The 20323-nt window shown below is 50.9% G+C and carries 16 protein-coding genes and 1 pseudogene; 16 read left to right on the forward strand and 1 reads right to left on the reverse strand.

Annotated elements, in window-relative coordinates:
* Positions 1-16 precede the first annotated feature (16 nt).
* The 16 genes and pseudogenes from B9P82_RS22270 to B9P82_RS22345 all read left to right on the forward strand — a co-directional run bounded on the left by B9P82_RS22270 (position 17) and on the right by B9P82_RS22345 (position 19238).
* The gene (locus B9P82_RS22270; RefSeq protein ID WP_000163862.1) at positions 17-334 is read left to right on the forward strand and encodes a hypothetical protein; all 318 of its coding nucleotides are present in this window, start codon (positions 17-19) and stop codon (positions 332-334) included.
* 125 nt (positions 335-459) lie between these two features.
* Complete coding sequence (locus B9P82_RS22275; protein ID WP_000952684.1) at positions 460-684, forward strand: hypothetical protein; 225 nt, start codon at positions 460-462, stop codon at positions 682-684.
* Between the two features lie 7 nt (positions 685-691).
* Entirely contained in the window at positions 692-5272 is a 4581-nt protein-coding gene (locus B9P82_RS22280) for a tape measure protein (RefSeq protein ID WP_101700945.1), read from the forward strand.
* Between the two features lie 41 nt (positions 5273-5313).
* A complete protein-coding gene (locus tag B9P82_RS22285) occupies positions 5314-5649 on the forward strand; it encodes a phage tail protein (RefSeq protein WP_000440566.1) in 336 nt (111 codons plus the stop codon).
* A gap of 89 nt (positions 5650-5738) precedes the next feature.
* On the forward strand, positions 5739-6437 hold the full coding sequence (locus B9P82_RS22290) for a phage minor tail protein L (protein WP_044790581.1): 699 nt from the start codon (positions 5739-5741) through the stop codon (positions 6435-6437).
* Positions 6430-7226, forward strand: a pseudogene (locus B9P82_RS22295) (C40 family peptidase). The gene B9P82_RS22290 and the pseudogene B9P82_RS22295 overlap by 8 nt, the downstream one beginning before the upstream one ends.
* The gene (locus B9P82_RS22300) at positions 7214-7801 is read left to right on the forward strand and encodes a tail assembly protein (protein ID WP_001293197.1); all 588 of its coding nucleotides are present in this window, start codon (positions 7214-7216) and stop codon (positions 7799-7801) included. Before B9P82_RS22295 ends, B9P82_RS22300 begins: the two are co-directional and overlap by 13 nt.
* 20 nt (positions 7802-7821) lie before the next feature.
* A complete protein-coding gene (locus B9P82_RS22305) occupies positions 7822-12204 on the forward strand; it encodes a TipJ family phage tail tip protein (RefSeq protein WP_235883022.1) in 4383 nt (1460 codons plus the stop codon).
* An 84-nt stretch (positions 12205-12288) separates the two neighbouring features.
* Complete coding sequence (locus B9P82_RS22310) at positions 12289-15156, forward strand: tail fiber domain-containing protein (RefSeq protein WP_246842147.1); 2868 nt, start codon at positions 12289-12291, stop codon at positions 15154-15156.
* 113 nt (positions 15157-15269) lie between these two features.
* Positions 15270-15593: a hypothetical protein gene (locus B9P82_RS22315; protein ID WP_000064174.1), complete on the forward strand. Its 324-nt coding sequence runs from the start codon at positions 15270-15272 to the stop codon at positions 15591-15593.
* A 13-nt stretch (positions 15594-15606) separates the two neighbouring features.
* Positions 15607-16299 carry a membrane protein gene (locus tag B9P82_RS22320; RefSeq protein ID WP_006812500.1) on the forward strand — a complete coding sequence of 231 codons (693 nt, stop codon included), beginning with the start codon at positions 15607-15609 and terminating at the stop codon, positions 16297-16299.
* Between the two features lies 1 nt (position 16300).
* A complete protein-coding gene (locus B9P82_RS28550; RefSeq protein ID WP_168188457.1) occupies positions 16301-16552 on the forward strand; it encodes a hypothetical protein in 252 nt (83 codons plus the stop codon).
* A gap of 350 nt (positions 16553-16902) precedes the next feature.
* Positions 16903-17325: a hypothetical protein gene (locus tag B9P82_RS22330; protein ID WP_101700947.1), complete on the forward strand. Its 423-nt coding sequence runs from the start codon at positions 16903-16905 to the stop codon at positions 17323-17325.
* On the forward strand, positions 17310-18059 hold the full coding sequence (locus tag B9P82_RS22335; RefSeq protein ID WP_223600244.1) for a hypothetical protein: 750 nt from the start codon (positions 17310-17312) through the stop codon (positions 18057-18059). Before B9P82_RS22330 ends, B9P82_RS22335 begins: the two co-directional genes overlap by 16 nt.
* A gap of 154 nt (positions 18060-18213) precedes the next feature.
* Positions 18214-18879 (forward strand): division plane positioning ATPase MipZ, encoded by a 666-nt coding sequence (locus B9P82_RS22340; protein ID WP_022649960.1) that lies wholly within the window; start codon positions 18214-18216, stop codon positions 18877-18879.
* Between the two features lie 5 nt (positions 18880-18884).
* Positions 18885-19238, forward strand: coding sequence for a hypothetical protein (locus B9P82_RS22345; protein WP_168188462.1), 354 nt, complete (start codon positions 18885-18887; stop codon positions 19236-19238).
* Between the two features lie 40 nt (positions 19239-19278).
* On the opposite strand, the gene B9P82_RS22350 is transcribed toward B9P82_RS22345, so the two are convergent.
* Positions 19279-20076 carry a DUF2971 domain-containing protein gene (locus B9P82_RS22350; protein ID WP_101700949.1) on the reverse strand — a complete coding sequence of 266 codons (798 nt, stop codon included), beginning with the start codon at positions 20074-20076 and terminating at the stop codon, positions 19279-19281.
* Between the last annotated feature and the right edge of the window lie 247 nt (positions 20077-20323).

A 20323-nucleotide genomic window follows, 5' to 3' on the forward strand; every position in this document is an offset into this window, starting at 1 on the left:
AAAAGGACTTTAACCAATGACCAAATTACTCGATCTCGACTCCATTCTGCCTCCGAAGAAAAGCATCAAGTTCGGCGGTCAGGAATACCCCATCGTTGAAATGACTGTTGGCCTGTTCGTCTCCATCAAGCAGATGGAAGGCAAAGACCTCCAGAACATGTCGCCTGTTGAGCAGGTAACTGCTTACGCCGACCTGGTTCGCAAGGTCATCCCATCCGTGCCGGACGCTGTACTGGAAAAACTGACTGTTCCGCAGCTCCAGCAGATCTTCACCTTCGCTATGGAAGTGATTGATGAAGAGAACGAAAAAGCGGCTGGTGAAGGGGCAAAGTAATTTCCCGCGATGAATCCGGGGTAAAGACCGTATCGATAGATCTCGGATTCTATTTCAGTCGTGTAGTTGCTCACTACGCCGTGTCGCCATTAGAGCTGCTGGGCGTCCCTCTAACGATGTTCTGGATGCTCAGTCGCAACATCGACCGTCTGCGCGCGGAAGAGGATGTCCGCAACCTGCAAGTCGCTCGCGCTGCCCAGGCAGATGGCGAGGGCGTGAAGGCGTTCATGGAGGGTTTGCAACTCAGGATTGGAAGACCAGTCGTAACCGATAAAGTCTACGATCCACGCAAGGATAAGGCAGACCCTGACGCCAAAGAGCAACTGATGCAAATTTTTGGCAGAGGATGACAAGGGAATGTCACAAAACGTAGAGTTTATCCTGTCGCTGGAAGACAAGCAGTTTACAGCGTCAATCGACCGGGCGGGTAAGCTACTTACCAGATTCGGGGAGCAGGCCACAAAGCCAGCTCAGAAAATTAACAATCTGGAACGCTCGTTGGGTTCGGTCTCCCGCATCATCGGCGTTCTGGAGTCCAAACTCGATGCCACGGCAGACAAACTACAGGATGTAGCTGCCGGCTTCGAGCTTGTGTCCGATGCTTCGCGCAAGACGCGAGGCAACATTACCAGCCTCAACTCAGGTCTCAAAACCCTGATTGAGCGCGTCGACACAACCACCTCATCCGTTAATAAACTCACCACATCGCTGCGCAAGGTTCAGTCTGAACTCAATGAGTTTTCCGATTGGGCAACGTTCGCTGGCAAGAGCGCCAGCCGCTTCGGTACGGAGGTAAAAGAAGCCTCTGCCTCCGTGAGTGGTATGAATACGCGCCTTAACACCACGACGAAGCGTCTCAGTAATTGGGGTGTCACAACTAGCCAGGCTGCCGAGGGGCTGAAGAAAGTCCGCGATCAGATGGATGCCGTGATTGGTCGCCAGCAACTGATCAGCAAGCCGGTACGTGTGCGCACCAGCGGCTACGGTGAGGGCGGTGGTAATGGCGGTGGCGGTCGACACAGCGGTTCCTATGGCCACGGCGGGCGTGGTGCTGAAAGTGGTGTGTTCTCTGGTCTGCGCGGCAACATTTTCCTGCTTGGCGAGATTGGAGATGCGGCAAGAACGGTAACTGACATCCTGTTCGGCTGGCAGAAGCCAATCGTCGAAGCTGCCTCCGAAATGGAGCGTATGCGCGTCATGTTGCGCGGGCTGAACAAGGACAAGGCCAACCCTGGCAAAGCAGCCGCAGAGGATATGCAGTACATCGTGGATATGGCGCAAAACGCCCCGTTTGCGATGCAGGCGCTGACCGATTCCTTCGTTAAATTCCGCTCGGCAGGTCTCGATCCTACTGACGGATCGCTGAAAGCACTGGTGGACTCTGTTGCACGCTTCGGCGGCGATAGCGAGCTGCTTAAACGTGCTGCCGTGGCTGTCCAGCAGATGTCCGGTAAGGGCGTCGTGTCGATGGAAGAACTGCGTCAGCAATTAGGTGAAGCCGTTCCTAACGCGATGAAAGCGATGGCAGACGCTGCCGGTATCACTATGGGGGAACTGACCAAAGCAGTCTCCACCGGTACTGTGGAAGCGAAACAGGCGCTATCGCTGATGTTCGTTGGTCTGCGTGCGGAGAACGAAAACGCCGCCAAAGACATGATGCAAACCTACACTGGTGCGCTGGCGCAACTGCAAACCTCCTTTACGCTATTTGCCGATCGTGTCGGTCAGGCGGGCTATCTGGATTCTCTCTCAAAGGGGATGAAAGAGCTGGCCTCCATCATGAACAGCGCAGAGGGCATTTCGTTCGCTAACTCGCTGGGTTCCGGACTCTCCACGGCGATCGACGGCTTACGCGAGCTGGCGCAGTGGCTGGCTAAAAACCAGGAACTGGTTATCAGCTTGGGCAAAGTCGTTGCTGCAATGGTGGCGTTCAAGCTGATGCGCGCCGGGATTGCTGGCGTGATTGGCACTGCCGGGCAAATGGTTAACACATTTACCAAGATGTCGACCGTTCTCCAGGCTCCGTTCAATCTGGGCGCGACAGCTGTCACCCGCTTTAATCGTGCGGCTCGTATGGGGCTGGCTCCAATCCCATCGCTGATCTTCGCTATCCGTGGCGCGATTACGGGGCTTCAGGGCGCATTTGCTGGGCTAACTGCATTCATTGCAGCAAACCCCATTGGTGCAGCGTTCACCGTAGCTACCGTGGCTGTAGCCGGTCTTATCACGTATATGACCATGCTCCGCAGCGAAACGTCCAAAGTCGTGGACGAGATCCGCAAAATCCCGGAGGCGATGACGGCGGCCAAGCGTGCGCAGATGGCAGCGCGTGCAGCCGAGCTTGAAAAGCAGATCCAGCGAGACCAGCAGGCGCTTAAAACTGGCGAAAGCGTGAACTACTACTCCACAGTGGCTGGCCCTGTCGCCGTGAAGGAGTCCAAAGAGGTTGTTGAGGCTCGCCTGAAGAAAAATCAGGAAGAGTACGAAAGAACAACCGGCACGATGGCGTTGGGTGATGGCGCGGTAGCCAAGCGCCTAGCAAAAGAGGCTGCTGAATCCCAGATTGAGAAAATCCGGGCAGATAACCAGGTCTTCTCTGCGACGTTTGTGAAAGCCCGTCAGGAGGCTCTGGACAAGATCCAGAAAATCAACGACGACAAATCACTTTCGGACGACGAGAAGAACAAGTTGCTCGCGCCGCTTCGCGAGAAGGTGAACAAGTCTTATCTGGAACCTGCACAGAAGCTGGTCGACGACCTGTCTTCTCGTAAAAACGCCACCGAGAAGCAAATTGCCCATTTCAGCGACCTGCTGGAGAAAGCGAAGAAAGAGGGGAACACAGAGCAGGTTCATAAGCTGCAAGGCAGCATTCGCGGGTATCAGGAGCATCTTGAAGCTGTTGCTCAGGAGCTGACTCAGGCGGAGTTCGAGCGTGATAGCGCGGCGAAAACCGGTAAGGGCGTAATGTCCAACCAGGGAACTGTTCTGGGGTTAGGGACGACCGATAAGGCGGCTCAAAAAGCACTGGCACAGTATATGCGGAACCAGATGGACTCCGCGACCTACCAGCGCACACTGCCAGACGGTACGCCTATGATGGACTTCGAAGGCAAGCCGATCATCGGGCCGAAACAGCTCAAAACCCAATTGAACCTGCAGAAAGCCTCCAGCGCCACCTCTCTGGAGAAAATGAGCGACGAGGAGCGGGCCGCCGCGATCGCCGCGCTGACCAAAGCGCGTGAGCAGGATGCCGCAGCAGCGGAAAAAGCCGGGAAGCGCACCGCCAATGCCTCTCAACGTGCAGCGAGGAAGGAAGAAAACGCGCAGCGTAAACTGGCGGCCGGCTACCAGAAAGCTCTGGATAAAGCCGATCAGCTTATGGGGCAGATGGGTGAAAGCTCAAAAGCGACCGTGTCGTTTGATCAGTCTCTCCGCGATACCACCAAATCGCTGACCGAACTGGCCAACGCCGTACCGAATGAGTTCATCACTCAGGAGATGATCGACAAAGCCAAGTCACGCCTGGCTGACCTGGCGAACGCGAGCGACGACTATCGCGAGATGTTCAATCGCCGCAATGTCGAGCAGATGATCTCCACCTGGGCGCCGGAATCCGATTCCATCATCAGCGCAGGTTACAAGCCGTCTCGTGAAGAGAAGGTGGCCGATTTCAACGATACCTACAATCGTAACCTGAAAGCGTTGATGGATCTGCGTTACCAGGCTTCTGATCCGAAAATCGTGGCGCTCTACACCAAGCAGATTAACCAACTGGTGGCGGCAGGCAACACCGCTCTCATCAAAGAGACGGGTACGGCGACACAGAAGCTGGCGCTTGAGTACGAGAATCTGGCCGATCAGTTGGAAAACAGCTGGAGCAACCTGTTCAGCAATATGACGGATACGCTGACCGACTTCGTCATGAAAGGTAAATTGGACTTCTCCAGCCTGGCAGAATCCATTCTCCGCGATATCACCAACATGGTTGTGAAGACGCAGATCACCCTGCCACTCATGAACATGCTGGGGATGGGAACGACGGCAGCGGGCAGCTCTCAGAGCGGTAATCTGCTTTCTGGTGTCGCGTCAGCGGTTGCCAACCAGGGCGTCCGGATGAATGCGATCAATGGCGATAAGAGCGTGGGCGAGGCGACGAAAGAGACCTCCAGCTCAGTCTCCGGTCTGGGGCAGACCACTCAGCAGACGACCAGCGCGATTGGATCTGCAACCAATGCGATCGGCAGCTGGGTAAATGGACTGTTTACCAGTACTGAAGCCAAAGACGCGGAAACCAAAGCGGTGAAGACATCCATCTTCTCCATGCAGAACCTTAGCTCTGTCACTGGCGCGCTTTCTGCCGCGTTTGCCATGCTGGGCGCAAACATGTCCGGCTCTGGCAATAAGTGGTTGAGCTTCGGCGCAACCATTGCCTCCGGGCTGGTGTCTGCCTGGGCTGGTGGTGGCTTCGACAACATCGGATCTGGTTCCTCCGGCTCTAACTCCGGGTTCAACAATCTCACCGGATCGGCATCTGATGGTACTGGCGGCATCCCGGCAATTCCGAAGTTCGCCAAAGGCGGCATTTTCGGGAAAGACGGCGTGGTTCCGCTGCGTGCGTACCAGAAAGGTGGTATCGCTGACTCTCCACAGCTGGCGCTGTTTGGTGAAGGGGATATGAACGAAGCCTACGTTCCTCTTCCGGATGGGCGTTCCATCCCGGTCACGCTCAACGCAGAGAGTGTTAAAGGCGGTGGCGGCGTTTTCTCACCTGTCAGCATTGAGATCAACGTCAACAGCGACGGCAGTGTCTCGGAGAACAGCAATTCCGAAGGCGCATGGAGTCAGGCAGCTCAGCGCATGAAGGCGATCGCGCTTGAAACCATCGCTCAGGAGAAGCGGCCAGGCGGTTCGCTCAACCCTAACTCTCAACGTAACTAACCACGACTGCCCCGTAAGGGGCAGTCTCACAAGGATGTGAGATGGAAAGACTGACTTTTAACTGGTATCCCGACTACGAGTCGGAAAAGACCGTGAAGCCTAACGTGACGGTGCTGAATTTCGGTGACGATTACGAACAGCGCCAGGCCAAAGGTCTCAATCGCATTAAAGAAGAGTGGAGCCTGACATTCACGCGCTCTTACGACGTTATTAATGCCGTCGATGACTTTCTGACGGCACGCGCGGCCGTTGAGTCGTTCTACTGGACGAACCCTCGTGGCAAAAAGATGGTTGTGGTCTGCGACAGCCATACTGTGAAGCGTTACCAGGGCTATCTCGTTCTCACTGCGACCTTCCGACAAATTTATGAAGGATAATTTAACCCACTAGATAAGTAATCACTTATTTATTATTATTTGTAGGCGCTGACAGGATGTTGGCGCCTCTTTATTTCAAGGAAGAAACGATGGGTATTAAAGCTGATATTCAGAGCTTGTCGCCTTCGGCGCACATTGAGCTGTTCGAACTTGATATGTCGAACACCACCTCTGGGGGCAAGCTGTTTTTCCACGCCGGTACAAACGAACTGATGGAGCCAGTCGTTTGGCAAGGTGTGTCCTACGAACCGTGGCCAATCAAAGCGTCAGGCTTTGATAAGACTGGTCAGGGTACTTTGCCGCGTCCAAAAATCCAAGTCTCCAACTTTGCCGGTACTGTCTCCGCTGAAGTCCAGGCAAACGACGATCTGGTTGGTTGTCGCATCATCCGCAAGATGACGCTGGCGCGTTTTCTCGATGCGGCCAACTTCAAAGACGGGAATCCAACCGCAGATCCAAATCAGCATTTTCCGGATGAGATGTGGTTCGTCGAGCAGAAGACTCTTGAAACCCATGAGGTTGTCGAGTTTGAGCTGTCGAGTGTGTTCGATCTGATGGGCGTGCAGCTGCCGTACCGCCAGATCATCAAAAACACCTGCCCGTGGAAATACCGCGGCCCAGAGTGCGGCTACACAGGCCCATATTTCGACAAAAACAACCAGCAAACCACCATGTCAGGCGCGGATTACTGCACGAAACGCTACGACTCATGCAACGCACGCCGTAACTACTTTGCCAATGGCGTAATCCACTTTGGCGGGTTCATTGGAGCAACGCGTTATGGGTAATAGAGCTTTCCCTGAGCTTGGGTCGGACATTATGCAGCAAATCTATCTGACAGCCATCAAACGCTACCCGAACGAAGCGTGTGGCTTTCTGGTGCGTACCACTGGCGAGAAATATCGCTTCATGGAGGCCCGGAACGTGTCGGAAAACCCGGAAAACACGTTTGTTATGCACGCTGACGACATTATCGCAGCGGAAGATGCGGGAGACGTGGTTGCCATCTGGCACTCCCACACTGACGAATCAGCTGATGCGTCAGACGCCGACCGTGCCGGATGCGAGGCAACGGAAGTTCCGGGCTGATTCTGGCAGTTCGGAAGAATGTCGAGGGCGATGCACCATTTCACTTCAGTGAGATGAATGTGATCACTCCAGACGGCTTTGAGATGCCTTATCTGGGACGACCCTATGTGTTTGGTGTCTTCGACTGCTGGATGCTGTGCCGCGACTATCTGAAGCGTGAGTTCAACGTCGAGCTGAATCCGAACCCGCACCTGCATATTCCATCGTGGTACACGGGCGATACCGACATTCTCGATCAGAACTACCGCAATGAAGGGCTTGTTCGTCTGGCGCCGGGGACGGAACCCCAGCGTGGTGACGTTTTCTTCATTCAGTACGGAAAGATGCCTGACCACTGCGCGGTGTACATCGGAGACGGAATGATCCTGCACCACCAGATCGACCGCCTGAGCTGCCGCGCTTATTACGGTGGCATGTACCAGAAACACACGACGCACCACCTGCGTCACAGAGACTTACTCAAGGGAGATGAGACGTGTCTGAGTTAGTTCATGTGCAACTTGGTGGCCCGATGGCCAGACATTTCGGCCGCCACTGGCATTTAAAAGTGCGCAACACCAAACAGGCGTTGGATTTGGTCGAAGCCAACCGTCCGGGCTTAAAAGCCTGGATGAAGCGCAACATGAAGACCTACGACAAGTATCACATCCAGATCACCAATAAGCAGGGGCATAAGTGGTCGGTTGATGAGAGCGAGTTTCAAATGATGGGGCAGTCCGACAACATCGCGAAGATCCGCATCACACCGGTTCCTCGCGGTAGCGGCGGCAAGGCTTTTGGGTGGTTCCAGACAGTTGTAGGGGCACTCGTCATGGTTACTTCATTCTGGTTCCCTGCGCTGGCCCCGCTCGGCTTATCACTGATGATGGGCGGTATTTCTCAGCTAATTTCGCCCCAGGCGACCAATGACAGCGTAAGGCAGGCAGATAACTCGAACTCGTTTTATTTCGACGGGCCACAAAACACCACTAACCAGGGCAACCCGGTTCAGCTCATTTATGGTGAGGAAATTCTGGTCGGCTCACAGGTAGTGAGTTCTTCGATCACCATCGACCAGCTTTAGTAAGAAGGGAATTTTTGAACATGGAACAGTTCAAGAAGAAGAGACTGCCTCTCCTGATTGCAGGTGCTGGCGGTAAGAAAAGCAGTGGCTCCAGCCGCACGCCGGTTGAAGCTGACGATACCGTAAACTCGCGTGCTATGGCGTCAATCCTCGACCTGCTCGGGGAAGGTGTCATTGGCGGGCTGGTGGATGGCGCAAAATCGATCTTCATTGATGATCTGCCAATCCTCAACGAAGACGGGTCACCAAACTTTAGTGGTATCACCTGGGATTTCCGTGATGGTTCACAAGACCAGACGCCGATGGCCGGGTTCGATTTCGTTGAAACGCCGAAGTCGGTCAACATCCAGTTGAAAAGAACTCACGACGTCACGATTGCCATTGATAACGATGAGGCAGACCGTGTCCGCGTCATTCTGAAGTTCCCGTCACTGCGTAGCGTCGACAAAAAGACCGGTGATACCAACGGTACGACCGTGAAGTACAAATTCCAGATTGCCAATGGCGACAATGCCTTCAAGGACGCCATCGCAGAAGGGGAGAGCACTTCCGAAGTTACGCTGACGGCAAAAAAGACAGGCGTCTACTACCGCAGCTATGAACTGAAACTGCCCAAGCCAGGTCGTGCCTACAAAATTCGCGTGATTCGTATTACCGAAGACAGCAACACTCAGTACATTTTTAACGATACGTGGGTGGACTCTATCGGTGAGATCGTCGATACACCGATGAACTACCCGAACTCAGCGTTGGTTGGCCTGAAGGTTAACTCAGAGCAGTTCGGCAGCTCGATGCCGTCTCGTTCGTATCTGGTTCGTGGCCTGAAGATCCGCGTCCCGTCCAACTACAATGAGAATACAAATACCTATATCGGCGTATGGGATGGCACCTTTAAGCTGCTTTCGTCTTCAAACCCAGCCTGGATTCTTTTCGACGTGCTTACCAACGCGCGTTATGGCCTGGGGCAGTTCGTTTCTGAGTCCATGATTGACCTCGGGCAGATCTACCAGATTGGGCGCTACTGCGACGAAGAAGTTGACAATGGGTTCGGGGGCAAAGAGAAGCGCTTTGCTATCAACACCCAGATCACCAGCCGTCAGGACGCGTACCGACTGATTCAGGATATCGCTGGCGCCTTCCGCGGTATGGTCTTCTGGGCTGGCGGCATGGTTAACGTCATGCAGGATAGCCCGTCAGATCCGGTCATGATGTTCACCAACGCGAACGTCAAAGACGGCATGTTCAGCTATAAGGGATCTGCGCGCAAAGACCGTCCGTCAGTGGCTCTTGTGACCTACAACAACAAGGAAGACGGCTACAAACAAAACATCGAGTACGTAGAAGACCAGGAGGCGATGCGTCGTTATGGCGAGCGCAAAACCGAAGTGGTTGCGTTCGGCTGCACTAGCCGCGGCCAGGCGCATCGTGTCGGTCTGTGGTTGCTGTATACCGCACGCATGGAATCGGACGTTATCAGCTTTACGGCAGGGCTGGATGCTTCCTTCCTGATGCCGGGCGAAACGGTGCTGATTCAGAACAAATACCGCGCAGGTAAGCGCAACTCTGGCCGCATTGTGGCGTTCACAAAGAACAGTATCACTCTCGACGCACCGGTTACGCTGAATAAGGCCGGTAGCTACATCCGGATCTTGAATCAGGAAGGTGAAATCGTTGAGCGCGATATTCTTGAGACCGGGGAAGACATTACCAAAGTGACCTTCTCCAAAGCGCTCAATTCCGGCGATATGCCGGTAATGAATGGCGTCTGGACGATTACAGAGCCAGATCTGGAGCCAATGCGTGTGCGCGTTATCAACGTTGCTCAGGGGGATGCCCAGGGGACATTTGACGTTACGGTTGTCCAGAATAACGCATCGAAGTACGAAGCCATCGACAACGGCGCGACGCTGATCCCCGAGAACAACACCGTTCTCGATCCGACTTATTCGAAGCCGACTAACCTGCAGGTGACGGAAGGGACGTATATCTCCAGTCCGGGCAACCTCTCAATCAAACTCGTTGCCACCTGGGAGGGTAAGTCTGCGGAATATTGGATCAGTTGGCGCCGTTCCGATGAGAACAACGTCTCTAACTGGCAGTCCGCACGCGTTACCGAAGAGCAGTTCGAGATCCTCAATATTGCCGAGAATGGTCAATACGACATTCAGCTCTATGCGGTTTCGTTCAGCGGCAAGAAGACGGACATCATCAGCACCGTTTATCAAGTAAAAGGTACGATGACGCCGCCAGGCTCTCCTACCTCTCTGACGGCTGTTGGCGACTACCGCAACGTGATTCTGAATTGGGTCAACCCGGACTCAATCGACCTCGATCACATCAACGTGTACGCCTCCCAGACCAACGATTTGGAAACAGCAAAGTTGATTGCAGAGGCCGCCAGCACAACGTTCACCCATGCCGGTTTGGGAGATAGTGAGACCTGGTACTATTGGGTTCGTGCGGCGAACAAGCGTGGCATGTTAAGCCCGCCGAACTCAAATCTGGGTACGGAAGCGACGACAAGAGACGTTCTTTCATTCCTGACAGGTAAAATTACTTCGTCCGAGTTGGGTCAGGAGCTGCTTGAGGAAATCGATACGAAGGCGTCTCAGGATGCAGTCGACAATCTTCATAAGCAGATGGAAGAGAGCCTTAAGGAACTGGCCGCAGCCGATGAAACTCTCCAGCAGTCTCAAACCGATCTCAAGAATGAGGTTTCAGGCACGCTGGATAAGGTCAATGACGCTCTGCAGCAGGTTGAGGACTCTAATGCGGCTCTGGTTGAGTTGCAGGAGACCGTTTCTGAGCAGGGTAAAGCCGTCGCTGGCGCTGTTGAAGCGGCACACGCTGCGCTCGACAATGCCTCCGCGCTGATTGCTGAAGAGCGTGAAGCCCGTGTCGAAGGCGATAAGGCTAATGCCAAGCAAATTGAGGCAATGAAGTCATCCGTTGATGATAGCGCTGCGGCAATTGAAGAAATGAAGAAGACTGTTGCCGAAATTGATCGCGCAAGCTCCGAGGTCACAACAAATATCGACGCTATTGCCAAGACAAATATCGATCTTGCTCTCCGTCAGGATGAAGACCAGCACAAGCAGATGATCAACAACGCGAAGATTGCCACTACGCAGAAGGCTTTCGCTGATGATATGTCGGCAATGGCAACTAAGGTCGAAGAGATTCGTGCTGAAATTGGTGATGAAATTAAAGCGTCAATTACCGAGGAAACGACGGCTCGTGTGGAAGCGGATAAGGCTATCTCGAAGCGAATCACTGCGCTTCAGTCTCAGCTTGATGACGATATTAAGGCTGCGATTGCGACGGAACAGGAGACAAGAGCTACCGCCGATGAGTCCCTGGCTCGCCAGATAACCACACTAAAGGCGCAAACGGGGGAGGACATTAAGGCAGCGATTGGCGCTGAGAGCAGTGCCAGGACGGATGCAGATAGTGCCCTGTCTTCTCAAATTAACTCTCTGGCAGCTCAAACATCGGAAGACATTAAAGCAGCTATTACATCCGAGGCTACTGCTAGGGCAGATGCAGATGGCGCACTTGGTAAGAGAGTAGATACGATTAAGGCTGAGGTTGATGGCAACTCTGCGATCATTCAGGAGCAGGCAAAAGCGATTGCGGATACGAACGAGAAGGTGTCTACCGCATGGACTCTGAAGATGGAAACCTCAACCTCTGGTGGCCAGAAGTATGTTGCCGGTATTGCACTTGGTATCGATAGCACAGGGCTTTCGCAATTTCTTGTTCAGGCGGATCGCTTTGGATTGGTTAACTCTGTTAATGGGCATATTACAACACCATTTGTAATTGAGAATGGCGTTGCCTATATGAATGGGGCATGGATTAAAAACGGGACTATTGATAACGCAAAGATTGGGCAAGTAATTCAGTCTGATAATTATGCTGGTTCGTCAGCAGGATGGTCGATCAATAAAAACGGTAACGCTGAGTTCAACCAAGTGACAGTAAGGGGTACTGTCTATGCAAATCAGGGGGTGTTTAGAGGCAGAATTGAAGCACAAGAAGGCTACTTCAACGGAACTGTTTATGCTGAAAAGATTGAGGGCGATGTTGCCAAAGCGGTCGTGTTAGGTTTCAACTCATCTATCGGCATACCTGCGGCGAGCTATGACAGACATTTGGTAATCCCTTATATCGGTGTGCATGGGTGGACATATTCCGGAGGGTATGGACAAGGTGGTGGTACTGTGTGGGTTGATTCGTCTTACGGTGGTCGAATCGCATCCGTCTCTTCGACGGCAATGCATGGCGGCGGTAGCGCCTATCTATTTCTGCCTCGAAATGTCTCGACCACACTGTCTTATGGTGGACAATTAGATCATGCAAATGCCGTTGGCACATTAACAGTTTTATTATTTAAAGTCTAAATAAGTAGGTATGTAATTACTTATTTTGTGTGTGTATTATATGAGTTCAGCAGGAAGCTGATTTGTCCGTTTTAAGGAGTTAACATGTGGTACAGGGAAGGTACTATCTCATTCACTCAGGGGAGTAACATAGTAACAGGCGCAGGTACAGCCTGGAATGTGACGGCCAATGGTGTATTGCCAGGCATGATCGTAATTGGGCCTGACAATAAGCTACACGAGATTAAGCGCGTCGATAGTGACACCAGCATGGTTCTGGCGGAACCATATGCTGGTGAGACGCAGGCAGATGTACCTTGCGTAATCATTACAACATATGAGGGCGATCTGACACAGTTCAGTGCTCGCTTCACTGCGCTTATGACTCGCATGTCTGCTGACTCAAAAGCGATGCGCAGCTGGTTGACGGCGCTCGATGAAGTCACCTTGGAAGCTGCTGATGGCACTGAGATAAAGGTAAAGTCGCTCTTACAGATTGTTAATGAGCACAACGAAAACCAACAGTGGTATCGAGATCACGTCGATACCATTGAGTCGGAGTCCTCAAAGGCTCTGGCTGCAGCCGCCAGATCGGAAGCAGCGGCTGCAGAGGCGTTAAATTCTAAACAAGCAGCTGCGGGCAGCGAAGCTAATGCTAAGGCAAGTGAAAACGCTGCAGCTGCCTCTCAGCAGGCAGCGGCTACCAGTGAAAGTAACGCCCGGGCAAGCAAAGAGGCTGCCGCAGCATCACAAACAGCTGCATTACAAAGTGAGCAGGCTGCAGCCGCTTCGCAGAATGCAGCGCACCAAAGTGAAGAGAGCGCCGCTAATTCAGAGGCTTCCGCGTTAGCGAGCAAAGAAGCAGCCTCCGTGAGCCAAACCGCTGCCGCTAATAGCGAGCAGGCTGCTAAGGCAAGCGAAGCGGAAGCCGCTCGCTATGCGAATGACTCACTCACTTATTCCAACAATGCGAAAGCCAGCCAAGATGCGGCTGCTGAAAGCCAGGCTTCTGCTCTTGAGAGTAAAAATACTGCCGTAGCAAGCAAGGATGCGGCGGCGGCGAGCCAAGCGGCGGCGGCGACAAGTGAAACCAATGCAGCCGCCCATGCAGATACAGCAAAGAGTGAAGCAGAAAAGGCGAAGCAATTTGCCGATCTGTTAGATGTAAACAATGTGCTGCATAAAGATCAGAACCTTGCCGACCTGCCAGATAGGAGTGCGGCAAGAAAGACGTTGCAGGTTCAGGCGGTTATTAGTCGCGATCCGGAAATTAACGGCACTCAGGGAGATTACAACTCATTTACGAACCCTCAATCCACTTATGAGTTGAGGATTGCAAACAATGGCGAATGGCGCGTTGCACGTAATGACAATAATAGTACATCGGCTCTATCCATTGGTGCGGGCGGTACTGGGGCAACAGACGTATCACGCGCCAAAAAAAACTTTGAACTTGAAAGGTTCGTACAAACATCAAATTCAACAGTAATGAGGTTCGGGACATTTGGTCTTAACCTGACAAGCGACGGTACATGGGGGGTTACACAATCAGGGGTTAGCGGGTGGATTCCGCTTGGCATGGCGCAAGGTGGCACAGGAGCTACAACTCTTGACTCAGCAAGAATAAACCTAAACGTTGACAGGCTAAAACAGCAGGATAACGGTACGTTTTTGCAATCAAAGAACGGCTTTTATTCCTTGTTTATCTACGATAGCGGTGATTGGGGTTTTATTGAGAGCGCCAGTGCACAAGTACACCCATTGAAAGTTAATTTTGGAGGTACTGGGGCGACAACAGTTGACGGGGCAAGGCATAATTTAGGACTGGCAACAAATCACTCCCCTGTTTTTGCTGGTATTGATTTGCAAGGTCTTAACGGCACAACGTCAGGGATCATGGTTTTAAGAAATAGAGATGCTGGAGGCGCTCAAGTTTCATACTCAAGAATTTACCATGAAATTCAGGCTGGAGTTGCCAAAACAACAATCCAAACAACAAGAGAAGGCGGCGGAACAAACTATTTTCAGATTGATGAATATGGAAATATTGGAAACATAAATGCCGCAGTAATAACAAGCTATGCTTGTGTTGGTGTTGCTGGAAGCGCTCTTGGTGATAAATCTCTTGTGCTTGGTGATTCTGACACAGGTTTTAGATGGGGTGGCGACGGCGTTTTGCAAGTAATGTGCAATGGTAGAAATATTGCAACATGCCAAGCTAATGATTTTAACATGTACGGGTTATTGAGTATATGGCCTATTAGTGACAATGCAAACGGCATTAGGGTTGCTGGCATTAGGTCTGGTGGGGCAAATGCCATGATTGGCGGTCAAATTCAGGGAGGCGCTTTTACTGCCTGGCGTGATCGTGGTGCTGGAATGCTTTGCGAGATTACAGCAAAAGACGCAGCCGTTAACGTATTTAAGGTTGTTCATTGGGGTGATGATTGGATTACTGGAATGGATGCCGTTAACTGGTCGAGTGGCGGTGCTGAAACACATCTTTATGTTAAGGGATCGCAATTTATATTTGATCACGCCGGAAATGCAAGTTGTAACCAATGGATCAGCACTTCGGACATTCGGCTGAAAGCACATCTTAATGATATCGAAAATGCAAAAGACAAAGTAAGGACGCTAAGAGGTAGAACCTATTACAAACGCAATAATATCGTTGAGGATAAGTATTCCTACTATGAAATTGAAGCTGGTTTAGTTGCCCAAGAGGTACAGGAAGTATTGCCGGAAGCGGTAAGAAAAATTGGTGATACTGAGTTTTTAGGGGTCAACTATGGAGGCGTTGCTGCGCTTCTGGTTAACGCAATCAATGAAATGATTGATGATGAAGACGTTCAGAGTAAGCGTATTGAGGCGCTTGAGGACGAGGTGACAGCTCTCAAATCAGAACTAACGGATCTCAAGGTTCTGGTAGCGTCTTTAGTGAAGTCTCCTGCCATTTTGAAAGGGGAATAGGGTTATTGGCGCGGATGTTTTCGCGCCAATAAATAGGTAGGTGGTTACCTATAAAAAATTAACCATTTATGCTATAAATCCCTCATTCGATTTTACTTTTCATGGAGGAAAAAATGTCGAATGAAATGGCTGGAGTTACGCCGCAGCAGGTTGAGCGTATCGCCGCTATTGTTGCTCGCGAAGTTGTCGGCAAATTAGGTAAGGAGCTACGTGAGGAAATTGGCCAAGAGGTCAATGATCAGCTCAGAACCTACTTTGGTGATATGACACCAGCGCAACACAGCATTCAGCACTCCAACCTGGACAAACTACTTAATCGGCTAGACGCCATCTCCAGTGGGTTCTTTGGCGGCATTATCTCAAAGATAACGTCGTTCCTGATTACCGCGCTGCTGCTGGGTCTGGCCGCTTATGGCGTGAAGAATGGACTGCAATAACAGGAGATCAAGGATGAAAACTCCGAGAGGCATTCGTAATAACAACCCTGGCAACCTCGACAAAGGTTCGCCGTGGCAGGGGTTAATCGACAACCCTGCTGAACCGCGTTTCTGCACGTTCAAAGATCCTGTATGGGGTATTCGAGCGCTGGCAGTGACGCTTATTACCTACCACGACAAGCGCCGCGCTAAGGATGGCTCCAGCATCGATACGATCCGCGAAGTCATCGAACGTTGGGCGCCTCCGCATGAAAACAACACCGTGGCTTACGTGAACGAGGTATCTAAAGCCGTGGGCGTCACCCCGGACATGATCATCGATCTGCACGACTACGACACTCTGCGTCCGCTGGTGGAGGCGATTATCCGTCATGAAAATGGCCGTGGCCCGCTCAAAACGCCGAACACCTGGTATGCGGCAGAAGTTATTGAGGAAGGTCTGCGTCGCGCTGGTGTCGTTAAGCCGGTGAAAACCGTGAAGGCTGTTCCTGTAACCAAAGAGACTGCCGGTGCGACCGTTACGGCAGGAATTGGTCTGGCACAGCTGGCAGACGTCATGCCACAGGTCTCTGCGGCAATGGACAAGGCGCAGGGACACATCACAAGTGGTGATACGGTTCGGATCATCTTCGGTATCGCTACCATTGTGGTGGCCGGCTTTATCGCCTGGTCACAGGTGCGAAAACACCAGAACGGGATGGTCTGATATGACCGGCAGCCTATTTTCAAAGCTGAAGTTTGCTCTGATGACTCTGGCTGCCGTTCTTTTCGTGCTTGTCGGTGCTTATACGATGGGAGGTCGTGCGGCCCGGCAAGCAATCGAAGAGAAGGCCAGACAGGAGGACAGGAAAAGGCTTCGAAGCACAGTGGACGTCAAAAATGAGACACTTAATGAGGTGCGGCGGAAAGATGCTTCTGCTGTTCATCGCGAGCTGCATGATAAGTGGCTGCGTGATTAAGACACAGACATCAGGCGTGCTCTTCTGCGATGTTGCTAACCCTATCTATGTGAGTAATGAGGATTTAATGACAGAAGAGACAGAACGGCAGATTTTGACTCACAATATGGTGGGCGAGCGTTTGTGCCAATGGAGCGGCAAAAAAGCAGAAGAAAGCGCGTAAGCGCCCGTGGTTAGCGGGGTTTTGGGGATTGGTCAGGTTGCAATTAGTTTGTGACTGATGTAGATTTAATCAACGAGTGTCAAGACATTCATACATTATTTCAAAGAAGCGCTGCATTCTCGTAGCCTCTAAACCCCCGATGGGGTCGCCGCAACGACATCAACGTCTTAACGGCTAAGGTGGAAACATGCTCAACTATCATGACAAAACACGTACTATGCAAACGATCCGCACGAACACTGCGGTAGTCGATAGCTTCCCTATGCGTTTTCACAACAGTGAAGACTCAGTGGAAGTGCGCCGCATGTTATGTCGCGAAACAGCTGACCGCCAGCACTTCATTGTCACATTCAAAAGTGATGTTGCTCGCGCAGAGAACATCTCCAATAGCACCTCAACTGTAACACCGTTGGCAGAGGTCGTTGTGCGCAATAACAAATTGCGCTTTGTCCTCAAGCCGCAAGAACAGTACCCCGAAATTGTTGATGTTAAAGAATCCATTGTTCCAAAAATTGAGAAAGCCGTTGTACAATTCATGAAGAATAAGTTCAACGACCTCAAGGAAAGCGTTTTACCAGAACGCAAAAAAGAACAATGGCACCTTCTTTAATTGATGAACGCTACAGCAAGCAGTTGAACAAAATGCCGCTCTCTATGGGCGGCTATACTATTTTAGAGACCTTTCATTTCTCGACACCAGAAGGCGATGTTGTTCGTCTGGTGGAGATGCGTGCCGATAATGGCGAGTTTGACAACTTTCTCGTCGTGTATCTTTTGCCCTCCTATAACTCAGATTATCAATTTGAAGAAATCACGCGGGTTATGGATGAAGAGGGGCTGAATGCGTTTCAGGCCGCCGAGCACATCATCAAAATTGAGATCGTGGATGCGACTCTTAGCCCAGAAGAGCTGAAGGTTGTGGGCCGGTTTGCCTATAACGATTTTCCGTTTATCGGCGTCGATGGGAATGAATACCTCGGTAAGCAAATCAAAGGCGCTTATCTTGAACCGCCTTATGAATCAGCACGCATAGGTTCTACGGCATATCGCTTCATACTGAACAAATACCGCCACCTCGTTTGTGACAATATGCAAACCATTCTGGGCGCGTCAATGTGGTCAGGTACTATGCGAAGATATGGCGAGGTTATGATCTACGATACCGTGAAAAAATGCTGTCTTGACCAGCTCGGCGACAAGGCAAAGGGTTCCGCCACCGGCTTCCTGCCGTGGGATATTGGCAGTTTGCCTTTAAGTCGCGTAACAGACGAGTGGGGAGACCGCGAGCTGCGACTTGAGAAAGGCTCTTGTACGCACATCGTCAACATCATCTCTCTCCCATAAACCCGCTACGGCGGGTTTTTTGATCCCACGCCTCACATTCCCCAAGTACCTATCATTTAACCTTTACACCGCAGCCGTAGGCATTTAGGCTATATCACATATAAGAAAACAAGTTGTTTCATACGACAATAATTCACGCAAAGGGAACTCACCAATGACCAAGATCATTGTGGTTGGCGGCACAAAAGGCGGCCCAGGCAAATCTACCGTTGCCCAGCAAATTGCGGTATGCCTCAAAGTTAAAAAGAAAAAGAAGGTTCATGTAACCGATATTGATATTCAGCGCACAACTACGAGCTGGTGTGAAGATCGTCGCCAGAATGACGATCTTGAGCTGATTCCCTTCGCATATGTCCAGGACGACATCGTCAAACATCTTAAATCGCTTCAGGGGCGCACCGATTATGTAGTGGTGGATGCTGGTGGCTTTGACTCCGAAATTCAGCGTCTGGCGATGCTTATGGCTGACGTGATTATCATCCCGTTGCGCCCTAAACGTCGTGATTTGAAATCCCTGCGCGATATCGACCCGATTATCGACAACGTTCGCAACGTGAACGAGACTGTGAAGATCCGCGCGGTAGTGAACCAGTGTCCGTCACTGCCTTCCCAGGCATCACGTATTCTGGCGGCGAAAGAAATTGTCGAGACATTCGGCATCGAGGCTGCGCCGGTTAACCTGTACAACCGTAACGTTTATGACGACGCGGAAGAGGCTGGCCGTTCTATCTTTGAAATGACTGGCGCCGAACGCGATAAGAAGGCAGAAGCCGAGTTCGAAGAGTTTGTAGATTACATCATGAGTCTGGAGGAAGAATAATGTCCATGAGAATGGGAGACCTTGCAAAGCGCAAAGATCCGGAAGAATCGGTAAAAAGCAGCACCCCAATGCGCCAGCCAGTCAGACCGCAGGGGCGTCCGACTCGTGGGAAAGAGAAGATTAAGAGCCGCACAATGTCGCTGGAAGACGAGTATTTCGATCTGCTGGAGATGATGAAGTTCATCCCTCGTTTCGAGAAGTTCACCCGTTCTGACGTGATTCGTGCAGCCATTTTCCATCTGGCAGAGAAGTCGCCGCAGGAAATCGAAGACATCGTGAAACTGAACGAGGCGATCACCGCTGCCGACGTCACGATGCGCACCGATGAAATCAAGCGTGAGCTGATGAAGAAAGGCTAGTTAGATGAAGCGAACACAAACCGCTTGTGTTCGCTTCATCTCAAATTTCGTTTTTTTCGAATGCTGATATCACACCGGCAAGAATATCGAAATCAGCGCTAGGCCAATTAGTTAGCAGACTTATATCATAATCAGTTTTATCTAAGTCCCAAGTTCCCCTCTTGAAACAACACTTTTGGATTTTAATATTGTTATCCAAAATGGCATTTCTTAAATTATCATTTTCGAGTGTTGTAAGTTCAAAATCATCATTGTTGATTCCTATGAATATCTCTTTAATAATATTTGTGCCTGGTGCCTTGTATATATAAAACCTATCTTCTTCATCATCACCGATAGGTATCAATTTGTCACTTTCAATAACAATCCGAACTTCTTTCTCATATTCCCAATGTTGGCTTTTTCTAAATAAGACCTTTTTAACTATATCCTTGTTTTTAAAGTTTTTATCGGAGATGATGACTCTGGATTTGTCTCGCTCATCGACATAATCAATACCACCTTCATTCGCAGTGATTAAACAAAGATTCTCATCGTGAAACCCTGCTAATTCGGTATCAATGCCAACAACATAACCTCTGTGGTGTTGAGCATAGTGAGACCACATTAGGACTTCTAAAGGTGATCTGGATAAGCATAGACTGGCTAGGTCTGAATTGATCTTTGAGCGAAACGTCAAATGCGCTAGCGAGTCTTTATCTTCAGAGGCAAACGATACACCGTATGTTTCGAAAGGATCATTGAACTGACCAACTGGAGTAAATTTGAAGCTGGTTGCGTCATGATCAAAAAACAGTTTTAAAGTTTCTTCTGGGACGTATTTGTACAATATCATCATGTCGCCTTTTGTTGAGGTTTAGAAAGGATTATGCACTTTTTTGTGTTTCATGACAGTACTCATAATCTGGTGGGTACTTTGAGTTCAGAACCTGCTTCTGTATATAAATACTAAGTTACTTATTATTATTTATACAGAAGCAGGTCTTTTCTATGCCCACTTCCCAGACACATTCCCTTCCGTTTCCACTTCCAAAAACAGTCTCCAGTCGCTATGATTCGCTCATTATGATAAGTAAGTAACTACC

It is taken from the genome of Citrobacter sp. L55, from assembly GCF_002850715.1.
Lineage (GTDB): Bacteria > Pseudomonadota > Gammaproteobacteria > Enterobacterales > Enterobacteriaceae > Citrobacter > Citrobacter braakii.

Bases quoted from the DNA above. Each gene is read 5' to 3' on its own strand.
- B9P82_RS22320 (WP_006812500.1), top strand. From the start codon at position 15,607: ATGAAAACTCCGAGAGGCATTCGTAATAACAACCCTGGCAACCTCGAC.
- B9P82_RS22335 (WP_223600244.1), top strand. From the start codon at position 17,310: ATGGCACCTTCTTTAATTGATGAACGCTACAGCAAGCAGTTGAACAAA.
- B9P82_RS28550 (WP_168188457.1), top strand. From the start codon at position 16,301: ATGACCGGCAGCCTATTTTCAAAGCTGAAGTTTGCTCTGATGACTCTG.
- B9P82_RS22290 (WP_044790581.1), top strand. From the start codon at position 5,739: ATGGGTATTAAAGCTGATATTCAGAGCTTGTCGCCTTCGGCGCACATT.
- B9P82_RS22280 (WP_101700945.1), top strand. From the start codon at position 692: ATGTCACAAAACGTAGAGTTTATCCTGTCGCTGGAAGACAAGCAGTTT.
- B9P82_RS22345 (WP_168188462.1), top strand. From the start codon at position 18,885: ATGAGAATGGGAGACCTTGCAAAGCGCAAAGATCCGGAAGAATCGGTA.
- B9P82_RS22310 (WP_246842147.1), top strand. From the start codon at position 12,289: ATGTGGTACAGGGAAGGTACTATCTCATTCACTCAGGGGAGTAACATA.
- B9P82_RS22315 (WP_000064174.1), top strand. From the start codon at position 15,270: ATGTCGAATGAAATGGCTGGAGTTACGCCGCAGCAGGTTGAGCGTATC.
- B9P82_RS22340 (WP_022649960.1), top strand. From the start codon at position 18,214: ATGACCAAGATCATTGTGGTTGGCGGCACAAAAGGCGGCCCAGGCAAA.
- B9P82_RS22350 (WP_101700949.1), bottom strand. From the start codon at position 20,076: ATGATGATATTGTACAAATACGTCCCAGAAGAAACTTTAAAACTGTTT.
- B9P82_RS22305 (WP_235883022.1), top strand. From the start codon at position 7,822: ATGGAACAGTTCAAGAAGAAGAGACTGCCTCTCCTGATTGCAGGTGCT.
- B9P82_RS22330 (WP_101700947.1), top strand. From the start codon at position 16,903: ATGCTCAACTATCATGACAAAACACGTACTATGCAAACGATCCGCACG.
- B9P82_RS22270 (WP_000163862.1), top strand. From the start codon at position 17: ATGACCAAATTACTCGATCTCGACTCCATTCTGCCTCCGAAGAAAAGC.
- B9P82_RS22285 (WP_000440566.1), top strand. From the start codon at position 5,314: ATGGAAAGACTGACTTTTAACTGGTATCCCGACTACGAGTCGGAAAAG.
- B9P82_RS22275 (WP_000952684.1), top strand. From the start codon at position 460: ATGCTCAGTCGCAACATCGACCGTCTGCGCGCGGAAGAGGATGTCCGC.